This window comes from Staphylococcus parequorum (genome assembly GCF_039237145.1).
GTDB classification, from domain to species: Bacteria; Bacillota; Bacilli; order Staphylococcales; family Staphylococcaceae; genus Staphylococcus; species Staphylococcus equorum_A.
The window spans coordinates 2,799,058-2,823,098 of record NZ_CP150682.1 but is presented as its reverse complement, the minus strand read 5'-3'; the positions used below and the strand labels follow the sequence as shown (position 1 = coordinate 2,823,098).

Genomic DNA, 24,041 nt, shown 5'->3' with positions numbered 1-24,041 from the left:
ACTTACTATCTAGTTTTGAATGTATAATTTTTTATACAGTTCATTGTCTGGTGACAATGGCAAGGAGGTCACACCTGTTCCCATGCCGAACACAGTAGTTAAGCTCCTTAGCGCCGATGGTAGTCGGACTTACGTTCCGCAAGAGTAGGACGTTGCCAGGCAGCATTATAGGATGCGATGAGCCCGAGACCGAGAGGTCTCTTTTTTTATGCGCAAAAGGAGCTTAACTTCCAAAAACAACTGGTTTAAGATATGACCACATAAGCTGAAGCTCATGTGTAAGAACTACTAATCCCAATGATTTTGAGAAGTAGTTCTTTAGAAGCTGACGAACTGAGTGAAAGACGCAACGAGCTTACAAGCGGTAAGAGAGTAGGGAAAGAGATACATGAGTTTTAGCTCATGTGTAAGGCCCACTAATCTCAATAAATTGAGAAGTGAGGCTTTACAGGCAGTATTATAGATGCGATGAGCCCGAGACCGAGAGGTCTCTTTTTTTTATGCGCAAAAAAAGTGAGAATGTTCCAATAGAGATGGTTATAATTTAAGGATTACAAGAGCTGGTGCTCTTGTATAAGAACTACTAATTTCGCAAGCGAAAAAGTGGTTCTTTATAAATTAAAAGTGACACTTTACATGCATAAGCACTACTAATCTTGCAGGCAAGAAAGTAATGCTTTTTAGAGATTAGTTATTATTCACATTGTCAATGAACGAATTAGTGCATTGGTGTGGTCCTCTAGTTGTGAAAAAGGTATACCCCCAAAACCTAAAATGAATTTTACAGATTGTTGTGACTTATCATATTTACTAAAAGGAATGATTTTTAAATTATTTTCTTCAGCATTTTTTAAACATTGTTTCATAGTTAAACCATTTTTTACAGTTAGTGTAAAGTGCATACCTGCTAACGCACCATCAATTTCTAATTGTTCTTGATAGGGTTTGAGTGCACCTAATATAAACTTAAGTTTCTCTCTATAAACGTTTCTCATTTTATTTAAATGCCTCTCAAAACTACCTGATTGCATAAAACTTGCCACCATTTTTTGTATATGTGCGGGTACTGTATTACCTTCTTTATTTTCTAGTGAGTTATATAATTCCAATAGTTTTTTAGGTAATACTAGGTAAGCAACTCTGCAACTTGGGAATAAAGATTTTGAGAATGTACTAATATATATGACTTTATCTTTAGTATCTAAACTTTGTAATGCAGGAATAGGCTTTCCAAAGTAACGGAATTCCGAATCATAATCATCTTCAATAATGTATCTATTTTCAAATTGCTGTGCCCAGTGAATAAGTTGGGTACGCTTTTTTAAATTCATCACATATCCAGTAGGAAATTGATGAGAAGGTGTAACATAAGCGATATTATTATGAGATTCATTGAAATACTCTAGCTCAATTCCTGTATTATTCACAGGAACTTGGAGATAAGTAATTTGTTTTTTGTCTAAAACTTGTTTGATTGGTGGATAGCTAGGGTTTTCAATTAAAAAGCGTCCTTTATTCAAAATGTCAGTTAATAAATTAATAAGTTGTTCTGTAGAAGAACCAATAATAATTTGTTGAGGATGACATGCGACGCCTCTACTATTAAATAAGTAATGTGCTATTTCTTGGCGCAGTGTCCATTCTCCTTTGGGATTTGTATGTTGCAGCAAGTTCAATTGACCATCTTCAAAAGTATCGCGCGCATATTTTCTAAATTGCTGCATAGGAAAATATTCTGCATCTATTTCTGATAAATTGAAGGCAAATTCATATGTTTGTTGAGTCTGATTGTTATTATTTTGTTCGTAATTTGTGTTTGATGTGTGTAAATCTCTAGTAATAATTGGTAAGGTTTCTACATCAGATACAAAATAACCTGATCGTGGTTTGGCGTATATGTACCCCTCATCCGATAGAATTTGATAAGCGTGTTCGATTGTTGTATTACTTACAGATAAATGTTGTCCTAACGCTCGTTTAGAAGGAAATTTATCACCTGATTTATATTGGCCTTCTATGATTTGTTTTTTTAGATTCTCGTACAGATTGATGTATAAATGCTCTTTCGTCATTTCAACTGACCTCCTAAATTAATCTAGAATTGTCCCTTTTTAAATACCAGTTTATCTTTTAAAATGAATTTAATCAACTAAGCAAAGGGGTTAAATAAATATGTCTAAAGTAATTGGATCTGAAAGAGTTAAAAGAGGAATGGCGGAAATGCAAAAAGGTGGCGTCATTATGGACGTTGTAAACGCAGAACAAGCTAAGATAGCTGAGGATGCCGGTGCTGTTGCAGTAATGGCATTAGAGCGCGTGCCTTCTGATATTAGAGCAGCAGGTGGCGTTGCACGAATGGCTAACCCTAAAATTGTAGAAGAGGTTATGAATGCTGTCTCTATTCCAGTTATGGCAAAAGGCCGCATTGGTCATATAACTGAAGCTCGTGTATTAGAATCTATGGGTGTTGACTATATCGATGAATCTGAAGTATTAACACCAGCTGATGAAGAGTTTCATCTACGTAAAGATACATTTACTGTACCATTTGTATGTGGTTGCCGTAATTTAGGTGAAGCTGCACGTCGTATTGGTGAAGGCGCTGCAATGTTACGTACTAAAGGTGAGCCAGGTACTGGAAATATCGTAGAAGCAGTAAGACATATGCGCCAGGTCAATTCAGAAGTGAGTCGTTTAACAGTTATGCATGACGATGAGATTATGACTGAGGCTAAAAATATTGGTGCACCATACGAGATTTTAAAATCTATTAAAGAAAATGGTAAATTACCAGTAGTTAATTTTGCAGCTGGTGGGGTAGCAACGCCTCAAGATGCTGCTTTAATGATGGAATTAGGTGCAGACGGCGTGTTTGTTGGATCGGGTATTTTTAAATCAGAAGATCCAGAAAAATTTGCTAAAGCAATTGTACAAGCAACTACACATTACCAAGACTATGAACTAATTGGACGTTTAGCTAAAGAATTAGGCACAGCAATGAAAGGTTTAGATATCAATGAGTTGTCATTAGAAGATCGTATGCAAGAGCGTGGATGGTAATATGAAAATTGGTGTTTTAGCCTTACAAGGCGCAGTGAGAGAACATATACGTCATATTGCACTAAGTGGTCACGAAGGCGTAGCAGTTAAGCGTGTCGAACAGTTGGATGACATCGATGGATTGATTATACCAGGCGGAGAATCTACTACGCTACGTCGCTTAATGAATCTTTATGGATTCAAAGATGCTTTGCAACAATCCACATTACCTATGTTTGGTACTTGTGCTGGCTTAATTATCTTAGCAACGAACATTGTTGGGGAAGCAGGTTATTTAGATAAACTGAATATCACTGTTCAAAGAAATTCTTTTGGCCGACAAGTTGATAGCTTTGAAAGTGAGTTAGATGTGAAAGGAATTGCCAAAGATATTGAAGGCGTATTTATTAGAGCACCTCATATAGAAAGTGTGCATGGAGAAGCGAGTGTGCTTAGCACAGTTGGTGATAAAATTGTAGCTGTTCAACAAGGATGTTATTTAGGCGTTTCATTTCATCCTGAATTAACAGATGACTACAGAGTCACACAATATTTCATTGAATCAATAGTTAAACCGACCGTAACTGAAAAAGTATAAAAAAAGAGCGATAAGGTATTGATACCTTGTCGCTCTTTTAAATATTAATTTTTAAATAAAGAATCCTGCAATGGCTGCAGAAATAAATGAAACTAATGTAGCACCGAATAATAATTTTAGACCAAATCGTGCTACTACATCGCCTTTTTCGTTGTTAAGCGATTTAATCGCGCCAGAGATAATACCGATAGAGCTAAAGTTTGCGAATGATACTACGAATACTGAGATAACGCCTTTCGCATGTTCACTCATATCTTTAACTTTACTTAGACTTTCCATTGCAACAAATTCATTTGATAATAATTTCGTTGCCATAATAGAACCAGCTTGTACAGCTTCATGCCATGGCACACCCACTAAGAATGCGAATGGTGCAAATACGAAACCGATTAGTGTTTGGAAGTCCCAAGTAATGCTACCACCTGAAATACCAGTGAAAATCGCACTAACTACGCCATTTAGTAAAGCGATAATAGCGATATAACCAATTAACATTGCCCCAACAATGATTGCTACTTTAAACCCATCTAAAATGTATTCCCCTAACATTTCGAAGAAGGATTGTTTGCCTGTTTCACTTTCTTCAACTATTAATTTATCTTCTTTTGGTTCAACTTTGTAAGGGTTGATGATAGAAGCAATAATGAAACCGCCAAAGAGATTTAAGACAACTGCCGTAACAACAAAGCGTGGTTCAATTAATGTGAAGTAAGCTCCAATAATTGATGCGGAAACGGTAGACATTGCTGAAGCAGTTAATGTATAAAGACGTTGTTTTGGAATGTGAGCAAGTTCTTTTTTTAATGAAATAAAAACTTCTGATTGTCCCAAAATAGCTGCTGCAACAGCGTTATATGATTCTAAACGACCCATACCATTAATTTTAGATATTACTAAACCTAAGACATTAATAATTACAGGTAAAATACGTGTATATTGTAAGATACCAATTAATGCTGATATGAAAACAATTGGTAATAATACGTTAAAGAAGAAAGGCGGATTTTCTGGATCTATGTATTGAATGCCACCAAATACAAAGTTCACACCTTCTGCTGCTTGTGCTAATAAGTAATTAAAGCCTACTGAAATGCCACCAATGACTGTAATCCCAAATTTTGTTTTTAACAAAATAAATGCCATGACAAGTTGTATTACAAGTAGTAAGCCAACATATTGCCAACGAATATTTTTTCTGTCGGAACTGAAAAGAAAGGCTAACCCAATAAATACTACAATCCCAATTAAACCGATAATAATATGCATATTTTTCATCCCTTTTATTTTTTTCTTAATATCTATAATACAATAAAACTGGTAGCACTTACATCCATAAACTAATATTTTTTAATCATATTGGTTGAAAAAGGTCAAAGTTGGTCATATAATATAGTCAAAGAAGGTCAAAAGAGGTGATAATCATGCACAATATGTCTGACATCATAGAACAGTACATTAAGAAATTATTTGAAGACACCAATAAAGACGTTGTAGAACTTCAACGTGCAAATATTGCACAGCGCTTTGACTGCGTGCCTTCTCAACTGAATTATGTAATTAAAACACGTTTTACAAATGAACATGGTTATGAGATTGAAAGTAAAAGAGGTGGTGGTGGGTACATCCGAATCACCAAAATTGAAAATAAAGACGAAACAGGTTACATTAATCACTTACTTCAATTAATAGGACCATCTATTTCTCAGCAACAAGCGTATTACATCATAGATGGTTTATTAGATAAAAAATATATCAATGAACGTGAAGCAAAAATGATTTATGCTGTCATTGATAGAGAAACACTGAAAATGGATGTATTATCGAGAGATATTATACGGGCTAATATTATCAAACGTTTATTACCTGTAATAAATTATTACTAAAGCGAGGTGTTTAGTCGTGCTATGCGAAAATTGTCATTTAAACGAAGCAGAAGTTAAATTAGCAGTAAAAGGACAAGATGGTGTAAATGAAAAATGGGTTTGTTCGACATGTGCTCAGGGTGGCAATCCTTGGACACAAAACCAACAGTTACAATCCCAAGATGATATTGAAGGTGCATTTGTTGTAAAACAAATTTTACAGCACTTAGCAGCTAAACATGGTATTGATTTTGATGAAATTGCTTTTAAAGAAGAAAAAAGATGTCCTACTTGTCATATGACGTTAAAAGATATTGCACATGTTGGTAAATTTGGTTGTGCAAACTGCTATGCAACTTTTAAAGATGACATTGTCGACATTGTGCGTCGTGTGCAAGGTGGTCAAATTGAACACACAGGAAAAACACCTCGATCTTCGCATAGAAAATTAGCGCTTAAAAAACAAATTGAAGAAAAAAATTCATATTTAAATCAGCTTATTGAAGATCAGAATTTTGAAGAAGCTGCAATTGTTCGTGACGAAATTAAAGCACTGAATGACGATGGCGAGGTGAAACATGATGAGTGATAATGATATTAGTGCATACATGAGTGAGTGGATGCGCGATAAAGAAGAAAGTCCTGTCGTGATGTCTTCAAGAATCCGATTGGCTAGAAACTTAGAAAATCATGTCCATCCATTAATGTTTCCGTCAGAGCAGGATGGTTACAGAGTGATTAATGAGGTACAGGATGCGCTTCCCAACTTGTTTATGCAGCGCTTAGATACTATGGATCAGCAAAGCAAATATAAACTCGTTGCGAAACATCTCATAAGTCCTGAATTAATCAGACAACCTGCCTCAGCAGTGTTATTAAATGAGGATGAATCATTGAGTATCATGGTGAATGAAGAGGATCATATTCGAATTCAAGCTATGGGAAATGATTTATCACTGCAAACATTGTACGAGAATGCTTCTACTATAGATGATACACTTGATAGTGAGTTGGATGTAAGTTTTGATGAAACCTTAGGTTATTTAACAACTTGTCCGACAAATATTGGTACTGGCATGCGTGCGAGCGTGATGCTACATTTACCAGGTTTAACAATTATGAAGCGTATGAATCGCATCGCTCAAACGATTAACAGATTTGGTTTTACGATAAGAGGAATATTTGGTGAAAGTTCGCAAGTTTATGGTCATATTTATCAAATTTCAAATCAACTGACTTTGGGAAAAACGGAAGAAGAAATCATTGAAAGTTTAACTGAAGTTGTACAACAAATTATTAATGAAGAAATGCAAATTCGCGAACGTATGAACCGTCACAATCACATTGAAACATTGGACCGAGTATATCGTTCGTTAGGAATATTAAAATATAGTAGACTGATATCTATGGAGGAAGCATCACTGAGATTAAGTGAAGTGAAACTCGGTATTGATTTAGGCTATATTGAACTAGAAAACTTCAAATTTAATGAGTTAATGGTAGCAATACAATCGCCATTCTTATTAGATGATGAAGATGACAGAGTAGTAAATGAAAAAAGAGCAGATATATTAAGAGAACATATAAATTAGGAGGTCATGCTATGCTATTTGGTAGACTGACAGAACGTGCACAGCGTGTATTAGCACATGCTCAAGAAGAAGCAATTCGCTTAAATCATTCAAATATTGGAACAGAACATTTACTTTTAGGTTTGATGAAAGAACCTGAAGGTATTGCAGCTAAAGTATTAGAATCATTTGAAATTACTGAAGAAAAAGTAGTAGAAGAAGTAGAAAAATTAATCGGCCATGGTCAAGAACAGATGGGCGCTTTACACTATACACCTCGTGCGAAAAAAGTCATTGAATTATCAATGGATGAAGCGAGAAAATTACACCATAATTTTGTGGGAACAGAACACATTTTACTTGGTTTAATTAGAGAAAATGAAGGTGTAGCAGCACGTGTGTTTGCAAACTTAGACTTAAATATAACTAAAGCACGTGCACAGGTTGTTAAAGCATTAGGTAGTCCAGAGTTAAGTAATAAAAATGCACAAGCTAATAAATCTAATAACACACCAACTTTAGATAGCCTTGCACGTGACTTAACAGTTATTGCAAAAGATGGCACACTAGATCCAGTTATTGGTAGAGACAAAGAAATTACAAGAGTCATTGAAGTTTTAAGTCGTCGTACTAAAAATAACCCAGTACTCATTGGTGAGCCAGGTGTTGGTAAAACTGCAATTGCAGAAGGCTTAGCTCAAGCGATTATTAAAAATGAAGTACCTGAAACGCTTAAAAATAAACGCGTAATGTCACTTGATATGGGAACAGTTGTAGCTGGTACGAAATATCGAGGCGAATTTGAAGAGCGCTTGAAAAAAGTAATGGAAGAAATTCATCAAGCAGGTGACGTTATACTATTCATCGATGAATTACACACATTAGTAGGCGCAGGCGGTGCTGAAGGTGCTATTGACGCATCAAACATCTTGAAACCTGCACTTGCACGAGGAGAACTACAATGTATCGGTGCAACGACATTAGATGAATATCGTAAAAACATTGAAAAAGATGCAGCACTTGAACGTCGTTTCCAACCAGTTCAAGTTGACGAACCAACAGTTGAAGATACGATTGAAATCTTAAAAGGATTACGTGATCGTTATGAAGCGCATCACCGTATTAATATTTCAGATGAAGCGGTAATCTCAGCTGCTACTTTAAGTCACCGTTATATTTCAGATCGTTTCTTACCTGATAAAGCAATCGACTTAATCGATGAAGCAAGTTCTAAAGTTAGACTTAGAAGTCATACAACACCACCGAACTTGAAAGAATTAGAACAAGAAATTGAGCAAGTTAAAAATGAAAAAGATGCTGCGGTACATTCACAAGAATTCGAAAATGCAGCAAATCTTCGTGATAAACAAACGAAATTAGAAAAACAATACGAAGAAGCTAATAATAATTGGAAGAACGCGCAAAATGGCGACAATACTGCTTTATCAGAAGAAGATATCGGAGAAGTTATCGCTGGTTGGACTGGAATTCCATTAACGAAAATTAATGAAACAGAATCAGACCGTTTATTAAACTTAGAAGATACACTTCATAACAGAGTGATTGGACAAAAAGCTGCTGTAACGTCTATCAGTAAAGCGGTTAGACGTGCGAGAGCTGGATTGAAAGATCCTAAACGTCCTATCGGTAGCTTTATCTTCTTAGGTCCTACAGGTGTAGGTAAAACTGAATTAGCTCGTGCTTTAGCAGAGTCTATGTTTGGTGAAGATGACGCAATGATTCGTGTGGATATGAGTGAATTTATGGAAAAACATGCAGTCAGTCGTCTAGTTGGTGCGCCTCCAGGTTATGTAGGTCATGATGATGGTGGGCAATTGACTGAAAAAGTAAGACGTAAACCTTATTCTGTTATCTTATTTGATGAAATTGAAAAAGCACACCCAGATGTATTTAACATCTTATTACAAGTGCTTGATGATGGACATCTTACTGATACAAAAGGACGTCGTGTAGATTTCCGTAATACAGTAATTATTATGACATCAAACGTTGGTGCGCAAGAATTACAAGATCAACGCTTTGCAGGTTTCGGTGGCGCATCAGAAGGCCAAGATTACGAAACAATTCGTAATACAATGATGAAAGAATTGAAAAATGCTTTCCGTCCAGAATTCTTAAACCGTGTTGATGACATTATTGTATTCCACAAACTTTCTAAAGAAGAATTGAAAGAAATTGTAACAATGATGATTAACAAACTAACAAATCGTTTATCTGAACAAGATATCAATATCGAAGTTACAGATGCGGCAAAAGAAAAAATTGCTGAAGAAGGCTACGATCCAGAGTATGGTGCTAGACCATTAATTCGTGCAATTCAAAAAACAGTAGAAGATAATTTAAGTGAATTAATTTTAGATGGTAACCAAATTGAAGGTAAAAAAGTCGAAATTGATCATGACGGTAAAGAATATAAATATAATATTCAAGATAGAAAAGAAAAAAAGAAAGATAAAGAAACAACAGAATCATAAGTTAATCACTACAAGTGAGTTTTTATAGATTATAGTGCCTCTCAAATGTGCTCGTTCGCCTTTGAGAGGCGCTTTTTGTTTAATAATAGAAAATTTAAAGCATTCTTAAAAAAACTAGAATATCATTTTCATTCGATAAATTTATAATATTATTGGCAGTATATATCTATGCATGGTATTTTATAAAAACAACTTTTATATAAACGCAGCTAGATCAAAGTATGATTATACACAAGTGTAAAAAAACCAACCGTAAAGGTTGTAGTAAGTTAAATAAGATTAAAATTTGTTTTTAAACAGGTTGAGGTATAAAATAGATTTGTTCAATGAAAGATGGAGGTGCAATCGTGGCCAAGAAGAAAGTTGTTTTTGAATGTATGGCATGTGGCTATCAGTCCGCAAAATGGATGGGTAAATGCCCGAATTGTGGTGGCTGGAACCAAATGGAAGAAATTGTTGAGCAAAAGGCGGCAAGTCCAAAACATGGCGTGCGCAGTCGTGACCGCGACAATGTTTCAAAAGTACAGAAGTTAAACGAAATTAAACAAGAGACGACACCACGTGTTACAACCAAGTCAGAGGAATTTAATCGTGTGCTCGGTGGAGGTATCGTCAATGGTTCTCTCGTATTGATTGGTGGAGATCCTGGTATAGGAAAATCAACATTACTATTACAAATATGTGCGGCACTATCACAATCACATAATGTCTTATACATAACAGGGGAAGAATCATTAAATCAAACTAAGCTAAGAGCTGAAAGATTAGATGAAGATTCAAGCGAACTCAATGTATTTGCAGAAACTGATTTAGAAGTTATCCACGAGACAGTAAAACAATTAAAACCTGATTTACTTGTAGTTGACTCAATCCAAACGATATTTCATCCGGAAATTAGTTCAGCACCAGGCTCAGTGTCTCAAGTACGAGAAAGTACACAAAGTTTAATGAACATCGCTAAACAAATGAATATTGCAACATTTATCGTGGGACATGTAACGAAAGAAGGACAAATCGCAGGCCCACGTTTACTAGAACATATGGTAGATACAGTACTTTATTTCGAAGGTGACGAACACCATGCATATCGTATTTTGAGAGCGGTGAAAAACCGTTTTGGTTCTACAAATGAAATGGGTATTTTTGAAATGAAACAAAGCGGATTGAAAGGTGTTAAAAACCCATCCGAGATGTTTTTAGAGGAACGTTCGACAAATGTGCCTGGCTCGACTATCGTCTCTACAATGGAAGGCACGAGACCATTACTTATAGAGGTTCAAGCCCTTGTTACGCCAACTACTTTTAATAATCCTAGACGGATGGCAACGGGTATTGATCACAACCGTTTGAGTTTGTTGATGGCAGTATTGGAGAAAAAAGAAAATTATTTACTTCAACAACAAGATGCGTATATTAAAGTTGCAGGTGGTGTAAGATTAACGGAACCTGCTGTTGATTTAGGTATCATTGTGGCAACTGCTTCAAGCTTTAAAGATCTAACGGTAGATGGTTTAGATTGCTTTATTGGAGAAGTTGGCCTGACTGGAGAAGTGAGACGTGTATCTCGTATAGAACAACGTGTGCAGGAAGCAGAGAAACTCGGATTTAAACGTATTATCATCCCAGAATCCAATATTGGTGGATGGCAATTCCCTAGTGATATTAAAGTCATTGGTGTGAAAAGTGTTCATGAAGCCTTAAAATATGCTTTGACAAAACATTAAATTAAATTCCAAAAATATACAGATAAAAAATATTTAATCTGTATAACTTTCTAGAGAAAGGGGTGTTAGAACTTGAACGTAATAAGAATCATTGTTATTTTGTGTTATATTATTTTAGGCGCTAGTTTAGGCGTATATCTTATTCCAGAAATTGCTGTGGATACTGGATTAAGTAAGTATATGTTATTAACGAATAATTATTTTAATGGACTTCTTGGTATTGTTATTTTCTTCTTAATATTTGGTTGGTTTATTAAAAAAGCAACATTAACGTTGAAAGAATTAGAACAAACAATAATGCGTCAAAGTGCTGTAGAAATTTTGTTTGCTACAATTGGACTGATGATCGGTTTAGTTATTTCTGTTATGATATCATTTATTTTTCAAATAATAGGTAATAATGTGTTGAACCATTTTGTGCCAATCATTGTTACAATTATTTTAGGTTATTTCGGTTTTCAATTTGGCTTACGCAAACGTGATGAAATGTTATTGTTCTTCCCGGAAAATATGGCACGCTCGATGTCTATCAACGCACGTAACGCAGTACCAAAAATTATTGATACAAGCGCAATCATAGATGGTCGCATTTTAGATATTATAGAGTGTGGTTTTATAGATGGCGAAATACTCATACCTCAAGGTGTCATCAATGAGTTACAAGTTGTTGCTGATGCAAACGACAGTGTGAAACGTGAAAAGGGCCAACGAGGATTAGATATTTTGAATTCACTATATGATACTGATCATCCAACGCGTATTATACATCCGACGAAGTCTCATAGTGATATTGACGCAATGTTAATTAAGTTAGCACAACACTATAGAGCACATATTATTACTACAGATTTCAACCTCAATAAAGTATGCCATGTACAGGGTATTCAAGCGCTAAATGTTAATGATTTATCCGAAGCGATTAAACCTTCAGTACATCAAGGTGACCGTTTTAACTTATTACTTACTAAAATGGGTAAAGAATCAGGTCAAGCAGTCGGATACTTAGATGATGGCACAATGGTCGTTGTAGATAATGCCAAAAAACACATCGGTGAATATATTGATTTAGAAGTAATCAGTTTATTACAAACATCATCAGGAAGAATTATTTTTGCCAAAAAGATTAATTAAATAAATTGCTAAAGGTTTTATATGGAAATGTAGCTAAAATTGTTACAGTTTCACATGAAACTTTTTTTGATATTTGAATATTATTTTTATAAAATTTGTGTACTCATCGCTTTGAATTTAAGCACTGTGATTTCATATTAAGCTTTAAAGTGCTACAATAGATAGCGAAATTGTATTACTATAAAGGAATTACAAGTGTGTGAAAGTACACAGTTTTTTGGATAGTGATACTTTTAAAAATTATAAGCTATGGTATTATTAATAAGCGTAGAATAACAAACTTATTAATGGCTGAGCGTCATTATTATTGTTAACGACATAAAGTTAAGTCGATACACGTTCAGTTTTTTTGATGTGTGTATGTGTGAGTGTAACAAGTGATAAAACATAAAACGCCAAAAACATTACTAATTAATATTAAAAACGGGAGTGAACATAATGAGTGATCGTGTAAGAGTTAGATATGCTCCAAGTCCAACAGGTTATTTGCATATCGGTAATGCAAGAACTGCATTATTCAACTATTTATTTGCTAAACATTATGATGGAGATTTTGTAATTCGTATAGAAGATACGGACAGTAAACGTAATCTAACTGATGGCGAATCTTCACAATTTGATAATTTAAAATGGTTAGGTATCGATTGGGATGAATCTGTCGATAAAGATAAAGGTTATGGTCCTTATCGCCAATCAGAACGTGGAGAAATCTATAATCCGCTTATTCAGCAATTATTAGATGAAGACAAAGCGTATAAATGTTATATGACTGAAGAGGAACTTGAAGCTGAACGTGAACAACAAATCAAACGTGGAGAAATGCCACGTTATGGTGGAAAACATGCACACTTAACTGAAGAAGAACGTCAACAATTCGAAGCAGAAGGTCGTCAACCTGCTATTCGTTTCCGTGTACCTCAAGACACGACGTTCACTTTTGAAGATATGGTTAAAGGTGAAATTTCATTTGATTCAGATAATATGGGTGACTGGGTTATTGTAAAAAAAGATGGTGTACCTACTTACAATTTTGCAGTAGCTATTGATGATCACTATATGGAAATCTCAGATGTTATTCGCGGCGATGATCATATTTCTAATACACCAAAACAATTAATGATTTATGAAACGTTTGGTTGGGAAGCGCCTAGATTCGCGCATATGTCACTTATTGTTAACGAAGAACGTAAAAAATTAAGTAAACGCGACGGACAAATCCTACAATTCATCGAACAATATCGTGATTTAGGTTATTTACCAGAAGCATTATTTAACTTTATTACATTGTTAGGTTGGTCGCCAGAAGGTGAAGAAGAAGTTTATTCTAAAGAAGAATTTATTAAAATCTTCGATGAAAAACGTTTATCTAAATCACCTGCATTTTTCGACAAGCAAAAATTAGCATGGGTGAATAACCAATACATGAAACAAAAAGATACTGAAACAGTATTCGAATTAGCTTTACCGCATCTTATCAAAGCAGAATTACTTCCTGAAAATCCAAACGAAGCAGATTTGGAATGGGGTCGTAAACTTGTTGCACTTTATCAAAAAGAAATGAGTTATGCCGGAGAAATCGTTCCTTTATCTGAGCTATTCTTCCGTGACGAACAAATTTTAGGTGATGATGAACAAGAAATCATCGAAGGTGAACAAGTACCAGAACTAATGAACCACTTATATGGAAAATTAGAAGCACTTGAACCATTTGAAGCGGCAGAAATTAAAAAAACAATCAAAGAAGTTCAAAAAGAAACTGGTATTAAAGGTAAACAACTATTCATGCCAATTCGTGTTGCTGTAACAGGACAAATGCATGGACCAGAATTACCAAATACAATTGAAGTATTAGGTAAAGAAAAAGTGTTATTACGTTTAAAAAAATACGTTAAATAAATAAGGTTGCGTACGATGATATTGTCTCAAGGTGGAAATACTTGAAAAATTACATCGAACCACCTATTATTAAAATTGAAATAGCCAGAGGATTAGTAAGCGATGAAATGTGTAAAGAGAGTGTGCGGTTGCTGTGAGCACATCACTGAAATTGCTGAATGCACCTTTGTGTTAATGAACTAAATAAACTTTAATGAGTGAAGATAAGTTGCTTTTAGATTTTTAACCCTACTTATGGTTAAGATAATCAACTTATATTTAAAAATAAGAGTGGAACCGTGCAAAGCACCTCTAACAAGTCTGTTAGAGGTGCTTTTTTAATAAGGAGGTAGCAACCTTGTTTAAGATATTGAAAAGAATAAAAGATGATGTGAACATGGTGTTTGAACAAGACCCAGCCGCGCGTACTACATTGGAAGTTGTCACTTCTTATGCTGGCATACATGCAGTATGGAGTCATTTGATCGCGCATGAGCTATATAAAAAGAAGAAATATATATTAGCAAGATTGATTTCGCAAGTTGCGCGTTTTTTCACAGGTATTGAAATACACCCAGGGGCCAAAATAGGTAAACGTTTATTTATTGACCACGGTATGGGTGTCGTTATTGGTGAAACATGTAATATAGGAAATAATGTCACGATTTATCAAGGCGTTACATTGGGCGGTACTGGTAAAGAACGAGGTAAACGTCACCCTGATATAGGGGATAATGTATTAATAGCTGCAGGTGCTAAAGTACTAGGCGATATTAAAATTGATTCAAATGTGAACATAGGAGCAAACTCAGTTGTATTAAATTCTGTACCAAGTTATTCAACAGTCGTAGGTATACCAGGTCATATTGTTAAGCAAGATGGCAGACGTACTGGTAAAACGTTCGACCACCGTAACTTACCAGATCCTGTTTATGAACAATTAAAAGAATTAGAGAAACAACTTGAGAAAACAAGAAATGGAGAGATACAAGATGATTACATTATATAATACGTTAACACGTCAGAAAGAGACGTTTGAGCCTATTGAACCAGGTAAGGTTAAAATGTACGTTTGTGGACCAACAGTATATAATTATATTCATATTGGTAATGCAAGACCTGCAATTAATTACGATGTGGTAAGAAGATATTTCGAATATCAAGGATACGAAGTCGTATATGTGTCGAACTTTACTGACGTTGACGATAAATTAATTAAGCGTTCTAAAGAATTAGGTGAATCTGTAGAAACGATAGCGGATCGTTATATCGATGCCTTTTACGAAGATGTAGGTGCGCTAAACGTTAAAAAAGCAACATCTAATCCACGTGTTATGAACCATATGGACGATATTATTAAGTTTATTAAAGAACTTGTAGATCAAGGCAATGCTTATGAAAGTGGCGGCGATGTATACTTTAGAACACGTAAATTTGAAGACTACGGTAAATTAAGTCATCAATCATTGAATGATTTGAAAGTAGGCGCTCGCATAGAACAAGGTGAACAAAAAGAAGATGCACTGGATTTCACATTATGGAAACAAGCGAAACCAGAAGAAATAAGCTGGGATAGTCCATTTGGTAAAGGCAGACCAGGTTGGCATATTGAATGTTCTGTAATGGCATATCATGAACTAGGGGCAACAATTGATATTCACGCAGGTGGCACAGATTTACAATTTCCTCACCATGAGAATGAAATTGCACAATCAGAAGCACATAACCATGCGCCTTTCGCTAACTATTGGATGCATAATGGATTTATCAATATTGATAATGAAAAAATGAGTAAATCCTTAGGCAATTTCGTGCTTGTTCACGATATTATAAAACAAATTGACCCTGATGTATTACGTTTCTTCATGATTAGTGTACATTATAGAAGCCCGATTAATTATAATGTTGAACTTGTTGAAGCAGCTAAGAGTGGGTTAGAGCGTGTGCGTAACAGCTACCAAGCGATTGAAGAACGTGAAGCGATTGCGACTAATATTGACGATCAATCTGCATATATAGAAGCAATTGATGATATTTTAAAACAATTTGAAACAGTTATGAATGATGATTTTAATACAGCTAATGCAATTACTGCTTGGTATGATTTAGCAAAACTAGCAAATAAATACATCTTAGAAAATACAACTTCTACAACAGTAATTGAACGTTTTAAAGAAGTGTATAAAGTTTTCAGCGACGTGCTAGGTGTGCCACTTAAAAGTAAAGAGAGCGACATGCTTTTAGATGAACAAGTCGAAGCGTTAATAGAAGAAAGAAACAAGGCGAGACAAAATAAAGACTTTGCGCGTGCAGACGAAATTCGTGATGACTTAAAAGCACAAAATATTATTTTAGAAGATACTGCGCAGGGTGTGAGATTTAAACGTGGCTAATATGGATAATAAATTATTGAATCCTTTGACATTGGCATATATGGGCGATGCTGTTTTAGATCAACACGTAAGAGCATATATCGTGTTGAAATTGAAAGCTAAACCTAACCGGTTACACCAAGAAGCAAAACGCTATGTATCTGCTAAGAGTCAGGCAGAAACACTTGAGTTTTTAATGGAAAACAATTGGTTTACTGAAAGTGAACAAGATATTGTTCGTCGTGGTAGAAATGCTAAAAGTTATACTAAAGCGAAGAATACAGATATACAAACGTATCGTAAAAGTTCAGGGCTAGAAGCCATCATTGGCTTTTTATACCTGGAAAAAGAACATGAACGTTTAACATCATTGTTAGAATGTATCGTGAAAAATGTAGATGAAAGGTAGTGGTACTGTGGAAGAGATAGTTATAGTCGGTCGCCATGCAGTAAAAGAAGCGATTGTCTCAGGACATACAATTAATAAGATTTTAATTCAAGATACTATCAAAAAAGGTCAAATAAATGAAATTTTAAAAAAGGCAAATAGTCAAAAAATCATTGTACAAACAGTGCCGAAATCTAAAATAGACGGATTGTCAGAGTCACCTCATCAAGGGATTGCAGCATATATTGCACCATATGAATATGCTGATTTCGACGAATTTTTGGTTAAGCAAAAAGCACAAGACAAATTATCTACAGTACTTATACTAGATGGTTTAGAAGACCCACATAATTTAGGATCGATTTTAAGAACAGCTGATGCCTCAGGTGTGGATGCAGTTATCATTCCTAAGAGACGTTCAGTTGCATTAACACAAACGGTAGCTAAAGCCTCTACAGGTGCAATAGAGCACATACCTGTGATTCGTGTGACGAACTTAGCGAATACGATTGATGCTTTAAAAGACAATGGTTATTGGGTTGTTGGTACTGAAGCGGAGAATTCAACGGATTATAGGGAAATGGATGCAGCTATGCCTTTAGCGATTGTGATTGGAAGCGAAGGACAAGGTATGAGCCGTTTAGTAAAAGATAAATGTGACTTCTATATCAATATTCCTATGGTCGGTCATGTTAATAGTTTGAATGCGTCTGTAGCAGCAAGTCTGATGATGTATGAGGTTTACCGCAAACGTCATCAGATTGGAGATAAGAGATGAAGGATCGTTATTTAATCATTGATGGTTATAATATGATAGGACAATCGCAGGACTTAAGTCGTATAGCAAAGGACAATCTCGAGGAAGCACGCGATCAATTACTTACAGCTATAGCGAATTACAATGCTGTAATAGCTGATGAAGTCGTCTGCGTTTTTGATGCTTATGAACAATCCGGCCCACCTTCAGAATATATGTACCACGGGGTTAAAACGATATTCACAAAAGAAAAAGAAACGGCAGACAGTTATATAGAACGTTACGTCTATGATTTATATGAGAAACACACAAGACATATTACGGTTGTTACGAGTGATATGAGTGAACAACATGCAATATTCGGTGCCGGAGCTTATCGTATTTCTTCAAGAGAGATGTGGAGAGACTTAAGAGAGAATGAAGTTTCTGTATCTAAAAAGCTCGATGGCTTCAACGAACAAAAGCCACGAACACGAATCGAGCTCTCTCATGAAATTCTTAAAGAATTTGAAAAATTAAGACGTGGAGATAATCACAAATAACTATTTCGTACTCTTGATTTTTTTATAGCAAACTCTGTATCCTATCCTTACTTTAAGGAAAGGATAATGGACATGTTTGATAGAATTTACAGCAATGAATGTACAACCTATTCGAAGCAGCGATTACAAAGTGAAACTGATGTAGAGCAAATTATTGATGAAATCACACCATTGATTAATAAAAGATTAAATCATTTTTCAGTTCATCCGAGTGACAAAGAAGATTTGTGCCAAGAAGTACTTTTGAAATTGTATGGTGTGTTAAGCCGTTTTGATTTTACAGAAGCTACGCCTTTAGAACATTATGTCAATTGCGTTATAAAAAATGTTAGAAATGATTATATACGCAAAAAAATGTATACACAACGCCGTCAGAAAATGCTTGTGAATGAATTTATAGTTGCTTATAATAATTCGAAATCTGAACAACCTATAGACAGATACATCATTGCACGGGAAATATCTTCGCAATTAAAACAGTGCTTGAAAAGGCTGACCGATTTAGAACAACGCATTATAAGTTATATTTTAATAGACTATAAACCACAGGAAATTGCACAAATTTTAAATTTAAACATCAAAGTAGTTTACAATGCCATACATCGTTGTAAAATAAAGATAAGACGTTGTTTGGAAAATTGAAAATATGTATTGAAACCAAGCTATATCTCGTGCCAGTATCACGAAAATAGCATGATTGAGTGGATTGTTGATAATTGACAATTGACTCAGTAGTTCTGTATAGTAGATTGGTATTATAATGAGTAAGGTGAAGTCTAATGAAAAAAGTACCACTGAATTGTGAAGTCTGCGGCAGTAGAAATTATAATGTTCCGAAACAAAGTAACCTTACATCTAGAATGACATTAAAAAAACATTGTCCGAGATGTAATGCACATACGATGCACAAGGAATCAAAATAATAAGATGACATATTAAGTAATCAGTTGAGTGAATATATCTTTCCAACTAAGTTGAGAGTATTGTATTTGCTTGATTTGTTGTATGGAATAAGCAAATAAGGAATAACGAAATAATACGGAGGTCTTGTTAATGGCTAAAAAAGAAAATTTCTTCCAAGGCGTAAAATCAGAAATGGAAAAGACAAGTTGGCCGACGAAAGAAGAATTATTTAAGTACACAGTCATTGTTGTAGGTACAGTAGTATTTTTCTTAGTGTTCTTCTATGCCTTAGACTTAGGAATTGGTAGAATTATAGAGTTAATTAAATAGATAGGAGTGACGACATGTCTGAAGAAGTTGACGCAAAGCGTTGGTATGCTGTGCATACTTATTCTGGTTATGAGAATAAAGTTAAAAAGAATTTAGAAAAACGTGTTGAATCTATGAATATGACAGAAAAAATATTCAGAGTTGTTATACCGGAAGAGGAAGAAACACAAGTTAAAGATGGTAAAGCCAAAACATTAACTAAAAAAACATTCCCTGGTTATGTATTAGTTGAATTAGTGATGACTGATGAATCATGGTATATCGTGAGAAATACACCTGGTGTAACAGGATTTGTTGGTTCAGCTGGTTCTGGATCTAAACCTAACCCATTACTTCCAGATGAAGCACGTTTCATCCTTAAACAAATGGGCATGAAAGAGAAAACAATTGATGTTCAATTGGATTTAGGTGAACAAGTGAGAGTTAAATCAGGTCCATTTGCTAATCAAGTTGGCGAAGTTCAAGAAATTGAGGCTGATAAATTCAAACTTACTGTTCTTGTAGACATGTTTGGTAGAGAAACACCAGTAGAAGTAGAATTTGATCAAGTTGAAAAACTATAAATGATTACAAGTGCTAAGGCACTTGCATAAGTGGCACTAATCCCGCTAAAGCGAGAAGAGCCACTTTACATGCATAAGAAGACCTAATCAATGAAATTGATAAGGTTTAGTAAAAGGATTACCTGAGCTGAAGCTCATGCATAACAACATCTAATCACTAAAGTGATAAGATGTTGTTTAAAAAAGTTACACTTTACCATTGCGTAATCAAACGGGTTAATGGTATAATACTGTGGTCGCGCTCATAGAGCGTTCATTTCGTCACGAAATGTAGAAGAGTGGGAGGACAAAACTGAGTCCTGTGACCACATCACGATATCAAGGAGGTGCACATCGTGGCTAAAAAAGTAGAAAAAGTAGTTAAATTACAAATTCCTGCAGGTAAAGCAAATCCAGCACCACCAGTTGGTCCGGCATTAGGTCAAGCAGGTGTGAATATTATGGGATTCTGTAAGGAATTCAACGCACGTACACAAGAAGACGTAGGTTTAATCATACCGGTAGAAATTAGTGTTTATGAAGATCGTTCATTTACATTTATTACAAAAACACCACCGGCTCCAGTACTACTTAAAAAAGCTGCTGGCGTTGAAAAAGGTTCAGGCGAACCTAATAAAAACAAAGTAGCAACAGTAACTAAAGATCAAGTACGTGAAATTGCAAACCAAAAAATGCAAGATTTAAACGCTGCAGACGAAGAAGCAGCTATGCGTATTATCGAAGGTACTGCTCGTAGTATGGGTATTACAGTTCAATAATTAAAATGAGTAATGAAAACATAGATTGACGATAGAAGCAGATGACAGAAAAGACAAACATGATGACAGCATTCAATATTGTCGTAATATGAGGAATAAATGTCATTTATTAAGGAAGTTCATTCCAACGATAAAATACAATTAAACCTCTCTGTTATCTGCTCTTAACTTGTGAAAACAAGTAAATGTGGGAGGGAATTCCGCTAAAACCACTGAAGGAGGAACATGAAATGGCTAAAAAAAGCAAAAGATATCAAGAAGTAGCTAGCAAAATCGATCGTGAAAAACACTACAGTGTTGAAGAAGCGATTGCATTAGCTAAAGAAACAAACATTGCTAACTTTGACGCATCAGTTGAAGTAGCATTCCGTTTAGGTATTGATACACGTAAAAATGATCAACAAATCCGTGGAGCAGTAGTGCTTCCAAACGGTACTGGTAAATCACAAAGTGTATTAGTATTCGCAAAAGGCGAAAAAGCAGCTGAAGCAGAAGCAGCAGGTGCTGATTTCGTTGGTGAAGGTGAATACGTAGAAAAAATCCAACAAGGTTGGTTCGACTTCGACGTAGTAGTAGCTACACCAGACATGATGGGCGAAGTTGGTAAACTTGGTCGCGTATTAGGACCTAAAGGTTTAATGCCAAACCCTAAAACTGGAACAGTAACTATGGATGTTACTAAAGCAGTTGAAGAAATCAAAGCTGGTAAAGTTGAATACCGTGCTGAAAAATCAGGTATCGTTCATGCATCAATTGGTAAAACATCATTTGATACTGAAAAATTAGTTGAAAACTTCAGAACTTTACAAGACGTTTTAACTAAATTAAAACCTGCATCAGCTAAAGGTACTTACTTCAAATCTGTTGCTGTAACTACAACAATGGGTCCTGGAGTTAAAGTTGACACATCAGGCTTTAAACTATAATTATTAACATAAAATATTTTGAGGTTGAAAGTATTGCTTTCAGCCTCAAATAAATATTGACATAACACATGAAACCAGTTATATTGGTTAATGTATTATTTTACCTAAGACAGTAGGAGTTAGTGATAACTTAAAATTATATCCTGCCGAGGCTAAAATTGACTTGAACGTGAAGAATTTAGATCTTTCAAGCACTTTTTGCCACGGGTAGAAAGTGCTTTTTTTATTGAGTAATGTTTGTAAGGACAGTGACTCAAGATAAAAAGCACCAAACTAAATCTATGGAGGTGTCTAAATGTCTGCTATCATCGATGCAAAACAACAACAAGTTGATATCATTGCAGAACAACTTAAAAACTCAGTATCTACAGTTATCGTTGACTATCGTGGTCTAACTGTTGCTGAAGTAACTGAATTACGTTCGCAATTACGTGAAGCTGGTGTTGAGTATAAAGTTTACAAAAACACTATGGTTCGCCGTGCAGCTGAACAAGCTGGTATTGACGGTTTAAATGAATTCTTAGTAGGTCCTACTGCAATCGCAACTTCAACTGAAGATGTAGTTGCTCCAGCGAAAGTTATCGCGGGATTCGCTAAAGAACATAAAGCATTAGAAGTTAAAACAGGTGTTATGGAAGGCAATGTTATCTCAGCAGAACAAGTTAACACTGTTGGTACATTACCATCACACGACGGTCTTGTTTCTATGCTTTTATCAGTATTACAAGCTCCAGTACGCAACTTCGCTTATGCGGTTAAAGCAATTGGAGAAGAAAAAGAAGGAAAAGAAGAAAGCGCTGAATAATTGCGCATAAACTAATAACAATTAATGGAGGAATATTAAAATGGCTAATCAAGAACAAATCATTGAAGCAATCAAAGAAATGTCAGTTTTAGAATTAAACGACTTAGTAAAAGCAATTGAAGAAGAATTTGGTGTAACTGCAGCAGCTCCAGTAGCAGCAGCAGGCGCAGCAGGTGGCGGCGACGCTGAAGCTGAACAAACTGAATTCAACGTTGAATTAACTTCAGCTGGATCATCTAAAATCAAAGTTGTTAAAGCAGTTAAAGAAGCAACTGGTCTTGGATTAAAAGACGCTAAAGGTTTAGTTGACGATGCTCCTAAAGTAATCAAAGAAGGACTAGCTAAAGAAGACGCTGAAGAACTTAAAGCAACTTTAGAAGAAGCTGGCGCTACAGTAGAAATCAAATAATTTTTGCTGTCTAACAGTTAATAATTATATATTGAAGATGATACAAGCAGCTTAATACATCGCTACTTCGGTACGCTGATTTTAAGTGAAATGTATTTTATCTGAAATCTTTGAGAAATGAAAACCCCGTTATTAGTATAACGGGGTTTTATCTTATTTGATCTATATCTATGGTTTGCACAGTGGCTAGACCATGATGCGACCTATGAAATGGGTATAGTATTAATCTAAGGATAATTAGATTAAAAGAGGTGTAGTCATGAGTCATTATTATGATGAAAATCCTGAAGTAGAAAGTGATGAGTTGCTTTTTACGTACTCCTACGATAACTGTAAATTAGAGCTAGTAACGGATTCGGGCGTCTTTTCAAAAGGGAAGATTGACTTTGGTTCCGATTTATTAGTGAAAACTTTTTTGAAAGCATATCCTCCTGGCCCTACTAAACGCATCTTGGATGTTGGTTGTGGTTATGGCCCTATCGGTTTAATGATTGCAAAAACTTCCCCGCATCATGAAGTGACGATGGTTGATGTTAATCAACGTGCACTATCATTATCAAGAAAAAACAGAAAAAAGAACCGTATAGACAATGTGGAAATCAAAGAAAGTGATGGTTTATCACAGGTAGACGCTGACGCTTATGATTTTATGCTGACTAATCCACCGATTAGAGCAGGAAAAAAAGTCGTTCACAGCATTTTAGAAGACGCATATAAGGTATTAAAGCAAGGTGGCGCGCTTTATGTCGTAATTCAAAAAAAGCAGGGCATGCCATCAGCAAAGCAAAAAATACAAGACACTTTTAACAATGTAGAAGTCTTAGCAAAAGACAAAGGTTACTACATTTTAAGAAGCACGAAAGCTTGATTTAAAAGTATCAATCTGATATAGTAATAGAATGTAAAAATTTATGTTCAATAAGTGTGTACTTTTACGTGTAAATGAACAATGTATGTGAGGTAAAATGGAAAATGGTGTCATTTGGTATGCTA

25 protein-coding genes, 1 rRNA gene and 1 other annotated feature are annotated in these 24,041 nt (G+C 35.2%); of the genes, 24 read left to right on the top strand and 2 right to left on the bottom strand.

The annotated features are described in order from the left end of the window. The first annotated feature begins 46 nt into the window (after positions 1-46). Positions 47-161 (top strand): 5S ribosomal RNA (gene rrf / locus AAA453_RS13885). A 537-nt stretch (positions 162-698) separates the two neighbouring features. On the opposite strand, the gene AAA453_RS13880 is transcribed toward rrf, so the two are convergent. Further along, complete coding sequence (locus tag AAA453_RS13880) at positions 699-2,072, bottom strand: PLP-dependent aminotransferase family protein (RefSeq protein ID WP_427705478.1); 1,374 nt, start codon at positions 2,070-2,072, stop codon at positions 699-701. 100 nt (positions 2,073-2,172) lie between these two features. On the opposite strand from AAA453_RS13880, the gene pdxS reads away from it, so the two are divergent. After that, positions 2,173-3,060, top strand: a complete 888-nt coding sequence (pdxS, locus tag AAA453_RS13875; protein ID WP_069833295.1) for a pyridoxal 5'-phosphate synthase lyase subunit PdxS — start codon at positions 2,173-2,175, stop codon at positions 3,058-3,060. 1 nt (position 3,061) lies between these two features. Next, a complete protein-coding gene (gene pdxT / locus AAA453_RS13870; RefSeq protein WP_069817708.1) occupies positions 3,062-3,637 on the top strand; it encodes a pyridoxal 5'-phosphate synthase glutaminase subunit PdxT in 576 nt (191 codons plus the stop codon). A gap of 51 nt (positions 3,638-3,688) precedes the next feature. On the opposite strand, the gene AAA453_RS13865 is transcribed toward pdxT, so the two are convergent. After that, positions 3,689-4,903, bottom strand: coding sequence for a NupC/NupG family nucleoside CNT transporter (locus tag AAA453_RS13865; protein ID WP_427705476.1), 1,215 nt, complete (start codon positions 4,901-4,903; stop codon positions 3,689-3,691). A gap of 155 nt (positions 4,904-5,058) precedes the next feature. On the opposite strand from AAA453_RS13865, the gene AAA453_RS13860 reads away from it, so the two are divergent. From AAA453_RS13860 to AAA453_RS13760, 21 genes are all read left to right on the top strand, one after another. Continuing rightward, positions 5,059-5,520 (top strand): CtsR family transcriptional regulator, encoded by a 462-nt coding sequence (locus AAA453_RS13860; RefSeq protein ID WP_002508589.1) that lies wholly within the window; start codon positions 5,059-5,061, stop codon positions 5,518-5,520. Positions 5,521-5,536: 16 nt separating this feature from the next. Then, entirely contained in the window at positions 5,537-6,088 is a 552-nt protein-coding gene (locus tag AAA453_RS13855) for a UvrB/UvrC motif-containing protein (RefSeq protein WP_427705474.1), read from the top strand. Next, positions 6,081-7,091: a protein arginine kinase gene (locus AAA453_RS13850; RefSeq protein WP_427705472.1), complete on the top strand. Its 1,011-nt coding sequence runs from the start codon at positions 6,081-6,083 to the stop codon at positions 7,089-7,091. The genes AAA453_RS13855 and AAA453_RS13850 overlap by 8 nt, the downstream gene beginning before the upstream one ends. Positions 7,092-7,102: 11 nt before the next feature. Then, positions 7,103-9,565 (top strand): ATP-dependent Clp protease ATP-binding subunit, encoded by a 2,463-nt coding sequence (locus AAA453_RS13845; protein WP_069833293.1) that lies wholly within the window; start codon positions 7,103-7,105, stop codon positions 9,563-9,565. 347 nt (positions 9,566-9,912) lie between these two features. Next, positions 9,913-11,289 (top strand): DNA repair protein RadA, encoded by a 1,377-nt coding sequence (gene radA / locus AAA453_RS13840; RefSeq protein ID WP_069817712.1) that lies wholly within the window; start codon positions 9,913-9,915, stop codon positions 11,287-11,289. 72 nt (positions 11,290-11,361) lie between these two features. Beyond that, positions 11,362-12,420 (top strand): PIN/TRAM domain-containing protein, encoded by a 1,059-nt coding sequence (locus AAA453_RS13835; RefSeq protein ID WP_285324403.1) that lies wholly within the window; start codon positions 11,362-11,364, stop codon positions 12,418-12,420. A gap of 438 nt (positions 12,421-12,858) precedes the next feature. Next, entirely contained in the window at positions 12,859-14,316 is a 1,458-nt protein-coding gene (gltX, locus tag AAA453_RS13830; RefSeq protein ID WP_285324402.1) for a glutamate--tRNA ligase, read from the top strand. 346 nt (positions 14,317-14,662) lie between these two features. Next, complete coding sequence (cysE, locus tag AAA453_RS13825) at positions 14,663-15,304, top strand: serine O-acetyltransferase (protein WP_069833298.1); 642 nt, start codon at positions 14,663-14,665, stop codon at positions 15,302-15,304. Then, the gene (cysS, locus tag AAA453_RS13820) at positions 15,288-16,688 is read left to right on the top strand and encodes a cysteine--tRNA ligase (protein WP_285324401.1); all 1,401 of its coding nucleotides are present in this window, start codon (positions 15,288-15,290) and stop codon (positions 16,686-16,688) included. The genes cysE and cysS overlap by 17 nt, the downstream gene beginning before the upstream one ends. 1 nt (position 16,689) lies before the next feature. Beyond that, the gene (locus AAA453_RS13815) at positions 16,690-17,076 is read left to right on the top strand and encodes a Mini-ribonuclease 3 (protein ID WP_069817716.1); all 387 of its coding nucleotides are present in this window, start codon (positions 16,690-16,692) and stop codon (positions 17,074-17,076) included. Between the two features lie 7 nt (positions 17,077-17,083). Continuing rightward, positions 17,084-17,833, top strand: coding sequence for a 23S rRNA (guanosine(2251)-2'-O)-methyltransferase RlmB (gene rlmB, locus AAA453_RS13810; RefSeq protein ID WP_069817717.1), 750 nt, complete (start codon positions 17,084-17,086; stop codon positions 17,831-17,833). Continuing rightward, positions 17,830-18,354, top strand: coding sequence for an NYN domain-containing protein (locus tag AAA453_RS13805; protein WP_069833289.1), 525 nt, complete (start codon positions 17,830-17,832; stop codon positions 18,352-18,354). The genes rlmB and AAA453_RS13805 overlap by 4 nt, the downstream gene beginning before the upstream one ends. A gap of 72 nt (positions 18,355-18,426) precedes the next feature. Continuing rightward, on the top strand, positions 18,427-18,996 hold the full coding sequence (locus AAA453_RS13800) for a sigma-70 family RNA polymerase sigma factor (RefSeq protein WP_427705470.1): 570 nt from the start codon (positions 18,427-18,429) through the stop codon (positions 18,994-18,996). Positions 18,997-19,133: 137 nt separating this feature from the next. Continuing rightward, the gene (gene rpmG, locus AAA453_RS13795; protein WP_002508576.1) at positions 19,134-19,277 is read left to right on the top strand and encodes a 50S ribosomal protein L33; all 144 of its coding nucleotides are present in this window, start codon (positions 19,134-19,136) and stop codon (positions 19,275-19,277) included. Between the two features lie 130 nt (positions 19,278-19,407). Then, complete coding sequence (gene secE, locus AAA453_RS13790; protein ID WP_069833287.1) at positions 19,408-19,587, top strand: preprotein translocase subunit SecE; 180 nt, start codon at positions 19,408-19,410, stop codon at positions 19,585-19,587. 14 nt (positions 19,588-19,601) lie between these two features. After that, on the top strand, positions 19,602-20,150 hold the full coding sequence (nusG, locus tag AAA453_RS13785; RefSeq protein ID WP_002508575.1) for a transcription termination/antitermination protein NusG: 549 nt from the start codon (positions 19,602-19,604) through the stop codon (positions 20,148-20,150). A 335-nt stretch (positions 20,151-20,485) separates the two neighbouring features. Then, on the top strand, positions 20,486-20,908 hold the full coding sequence (gene rplK, locus AAA453_RS13780) for a 50S ribosomal protein L11 (protein WP_002508574.1): 423 nt from the start codon (positions 20,486-20,488) through the stop codon (positions 20,906-20,908). Positions 20,909-21,138: 230 nt separating this feature from the next. Continuing rightward, on the top strand, positions 21,139-21,834 hold the full coding sequence (gene rplA / locus AAA453_RS13775; RefSeq protein WP_069817721.1) for a 50S ribosomal protein L1: 696 nt from the start codon (positions 21,139-21,141) through the stop codon (positions 21,832-21,834). An 85-nt stretch (positions 21,835-21,919) separates the two neighbouring features. After that, positions 21,920-22,067 (top strand) — a sequence feature (ribosomal protein L10 leader region). A gap of 62 nt (positions 22,068-22,129) precedes the next feature. Beyond that, positions 22,130-22,639 (top strand): 50S ribosomal protein L10, encoded by a 510-nt coding sequence (gene rplJ, locus AAA453_RS13770; protein ID WP_069833285.1) that lies wholly within the window; start codon positions 22,130-22,132, stop codon positions 22,637-22,639. Between the two features lie 40 nt (positions 22,640-22,679). After that, positions 22,680-23,048: a 50S ribosomal protein L7/L12 gene (rplL, locus tag AAA453_RS13765; RefSeq protein WP_002508571.1), complete on the top strand. Its 369-nt coding sequence runs from the start codon at positions 22,680-22,682 to the stop codon at positions 23,046-23,048. Between the two features lie 259 nt (positions 23,049-23,307). Then, the gene (locus tag AAA453_RS13760) at positions 23,308-23,916 is read left to right on the top strand and encodes a class I SAM-dependent methyltransferase (protein WP_427705468.1); all 609 of its coding nucleotides are present in this window, start codon (positions 23,308-23,310) and stop codon (positions 23,914-23,916) included. The last annotated feature ends 125 nt before the right edge of the window (positions 23,917-24,041 follow it).

Excerpts from the sequence above, each read along its gene's own strand:
- pdxS (WP_069833295.1), top strand. The coding sequence starts at position 2,173 with ATGTCTAAAGTAATTGGATCTGAAAGAGTTAAAAGAGGAATGGCGGAA.
- AAA453_RS13860 (WP_002508589.1), top strand. The coding sequence starts at position 5,059 with ATGCACAATATGTCTGACATCATAGAACAGTACATTAAGAAATTATTT.
- rpmG (WP_002508576.1), top strand. The coding sequence starts at position 19,134 with ATGAAAAAAGTACCACTGAATTGTGAAGTCTGCGGCAGTAGAAATTAT.
- AAA453_RS13815 (WP_069817716.1), top strand. The coding sequence starts at position 16,690 with ATGGATAATAAATTATTGAATCCTTTGACATTGGCATATATGGGCGAT.
- pdxT (WP_069817708.1), top strand. The coding sequence starts at position 3,062 with ATGAAAATTGGTGTTTTAGCCTTACAAGGCGCAGTGAGAGAACATATA.
- AAA453_RS13800 (WP_427705470.1), top strand. The coding sequence starts at position 18,427 with ATGTTTGATAGAATTTACAGCAATGAATGTACAACCTATTCGAAGCAG.
- gltX (WP_285324402.1), top strand. The coding sequence starts at position 12,859 with ATGAGTGATCGTGTAAGAGTTAGATATGCTCCAAGTCCAACAGGTTAT.
- AAA453_RS13845 (WP_069833293.1), top strand. The coding sequence starts at position 7,103 with ATGCTATTTGGTAGACTGACAGAACGTGCACAGCGTGTATTAGCACAT.
- rplA (WP_069817721.1), top strand. The coding sequence starts at position 21,139 with ATGGCTAAAAAAAGCAAAAGATATCAAGAAGTAGCTAGCAAAATCGAT.
- rplL (WP_002508571.1), top strand. The coding sequence starts at position 22,680 with ATGGCTAATCAAGAACAAATCATTGAAGCAATCAAAGAAATGTCAGTT.
- AAA453_RS13760 (WP_427705468.1), top strand. The coding sequence starts at position 23,308 with ATGAGTCATTATTATGATGAAAATCCTGAAGTAGAAAGTGATGAGTTG.
- cysS (WP_285324401.1), top strand. The coding sequence starts at position 15,288 with ATGATTACATTATATAATACGTTAACACGTCAGAAAGAGACGTTTGAG.
- nusG (WP_002508575.1), top strand. The coding sequence starts at position 19,602 with ATGTCTGAAGAAGTTGACGCAAAGCGTTGGTATGCTGTGCATACTTAT.
- rplJ (WP_069833285.1), top strand. The coding sequence starts at position 22,130 with ATGTCTGCTATCATCGATGCAAAACAACAACAAGTTGATATCATTGCA.
- secE (WP_069833287.1), top strand. The coding sequence starts at position 19,408 with ATGGCTAAAAAAGAAAATTTCTTCCAAGGCGTAAAATCAGAAATGGAA.
- AAA453_RS13850 (WP_427705472.1), top strand. The coding sequence starts at position 6,081 with ATGAGTGATAATGATATTAGTGCATACATGAGTGAGTGGATGCGCGAT.
- AAA453_RS13880 (WP_427705478.1), bottom strand. The coding sequence starts at position 2,072 with ATGACGAAAGAGCATTTATACATCAATCTGTACGAGAATCTAAAAAAA.
- AAA453_RS13865 (WP_427705476.1), bottom strand. The coding sequence starts at position 4,903 with ATGCATATTATTATCGGTTTAATTGGGATTGTAGTATTTATTGGGTTA.
- AAA453_RS13805 (WP_069833289.1), top strand. The coding sequence starts at position 17,830 with ATGAAGGATCGTTATTTAATCATTGATGGTTATAATATGATAGGACAA.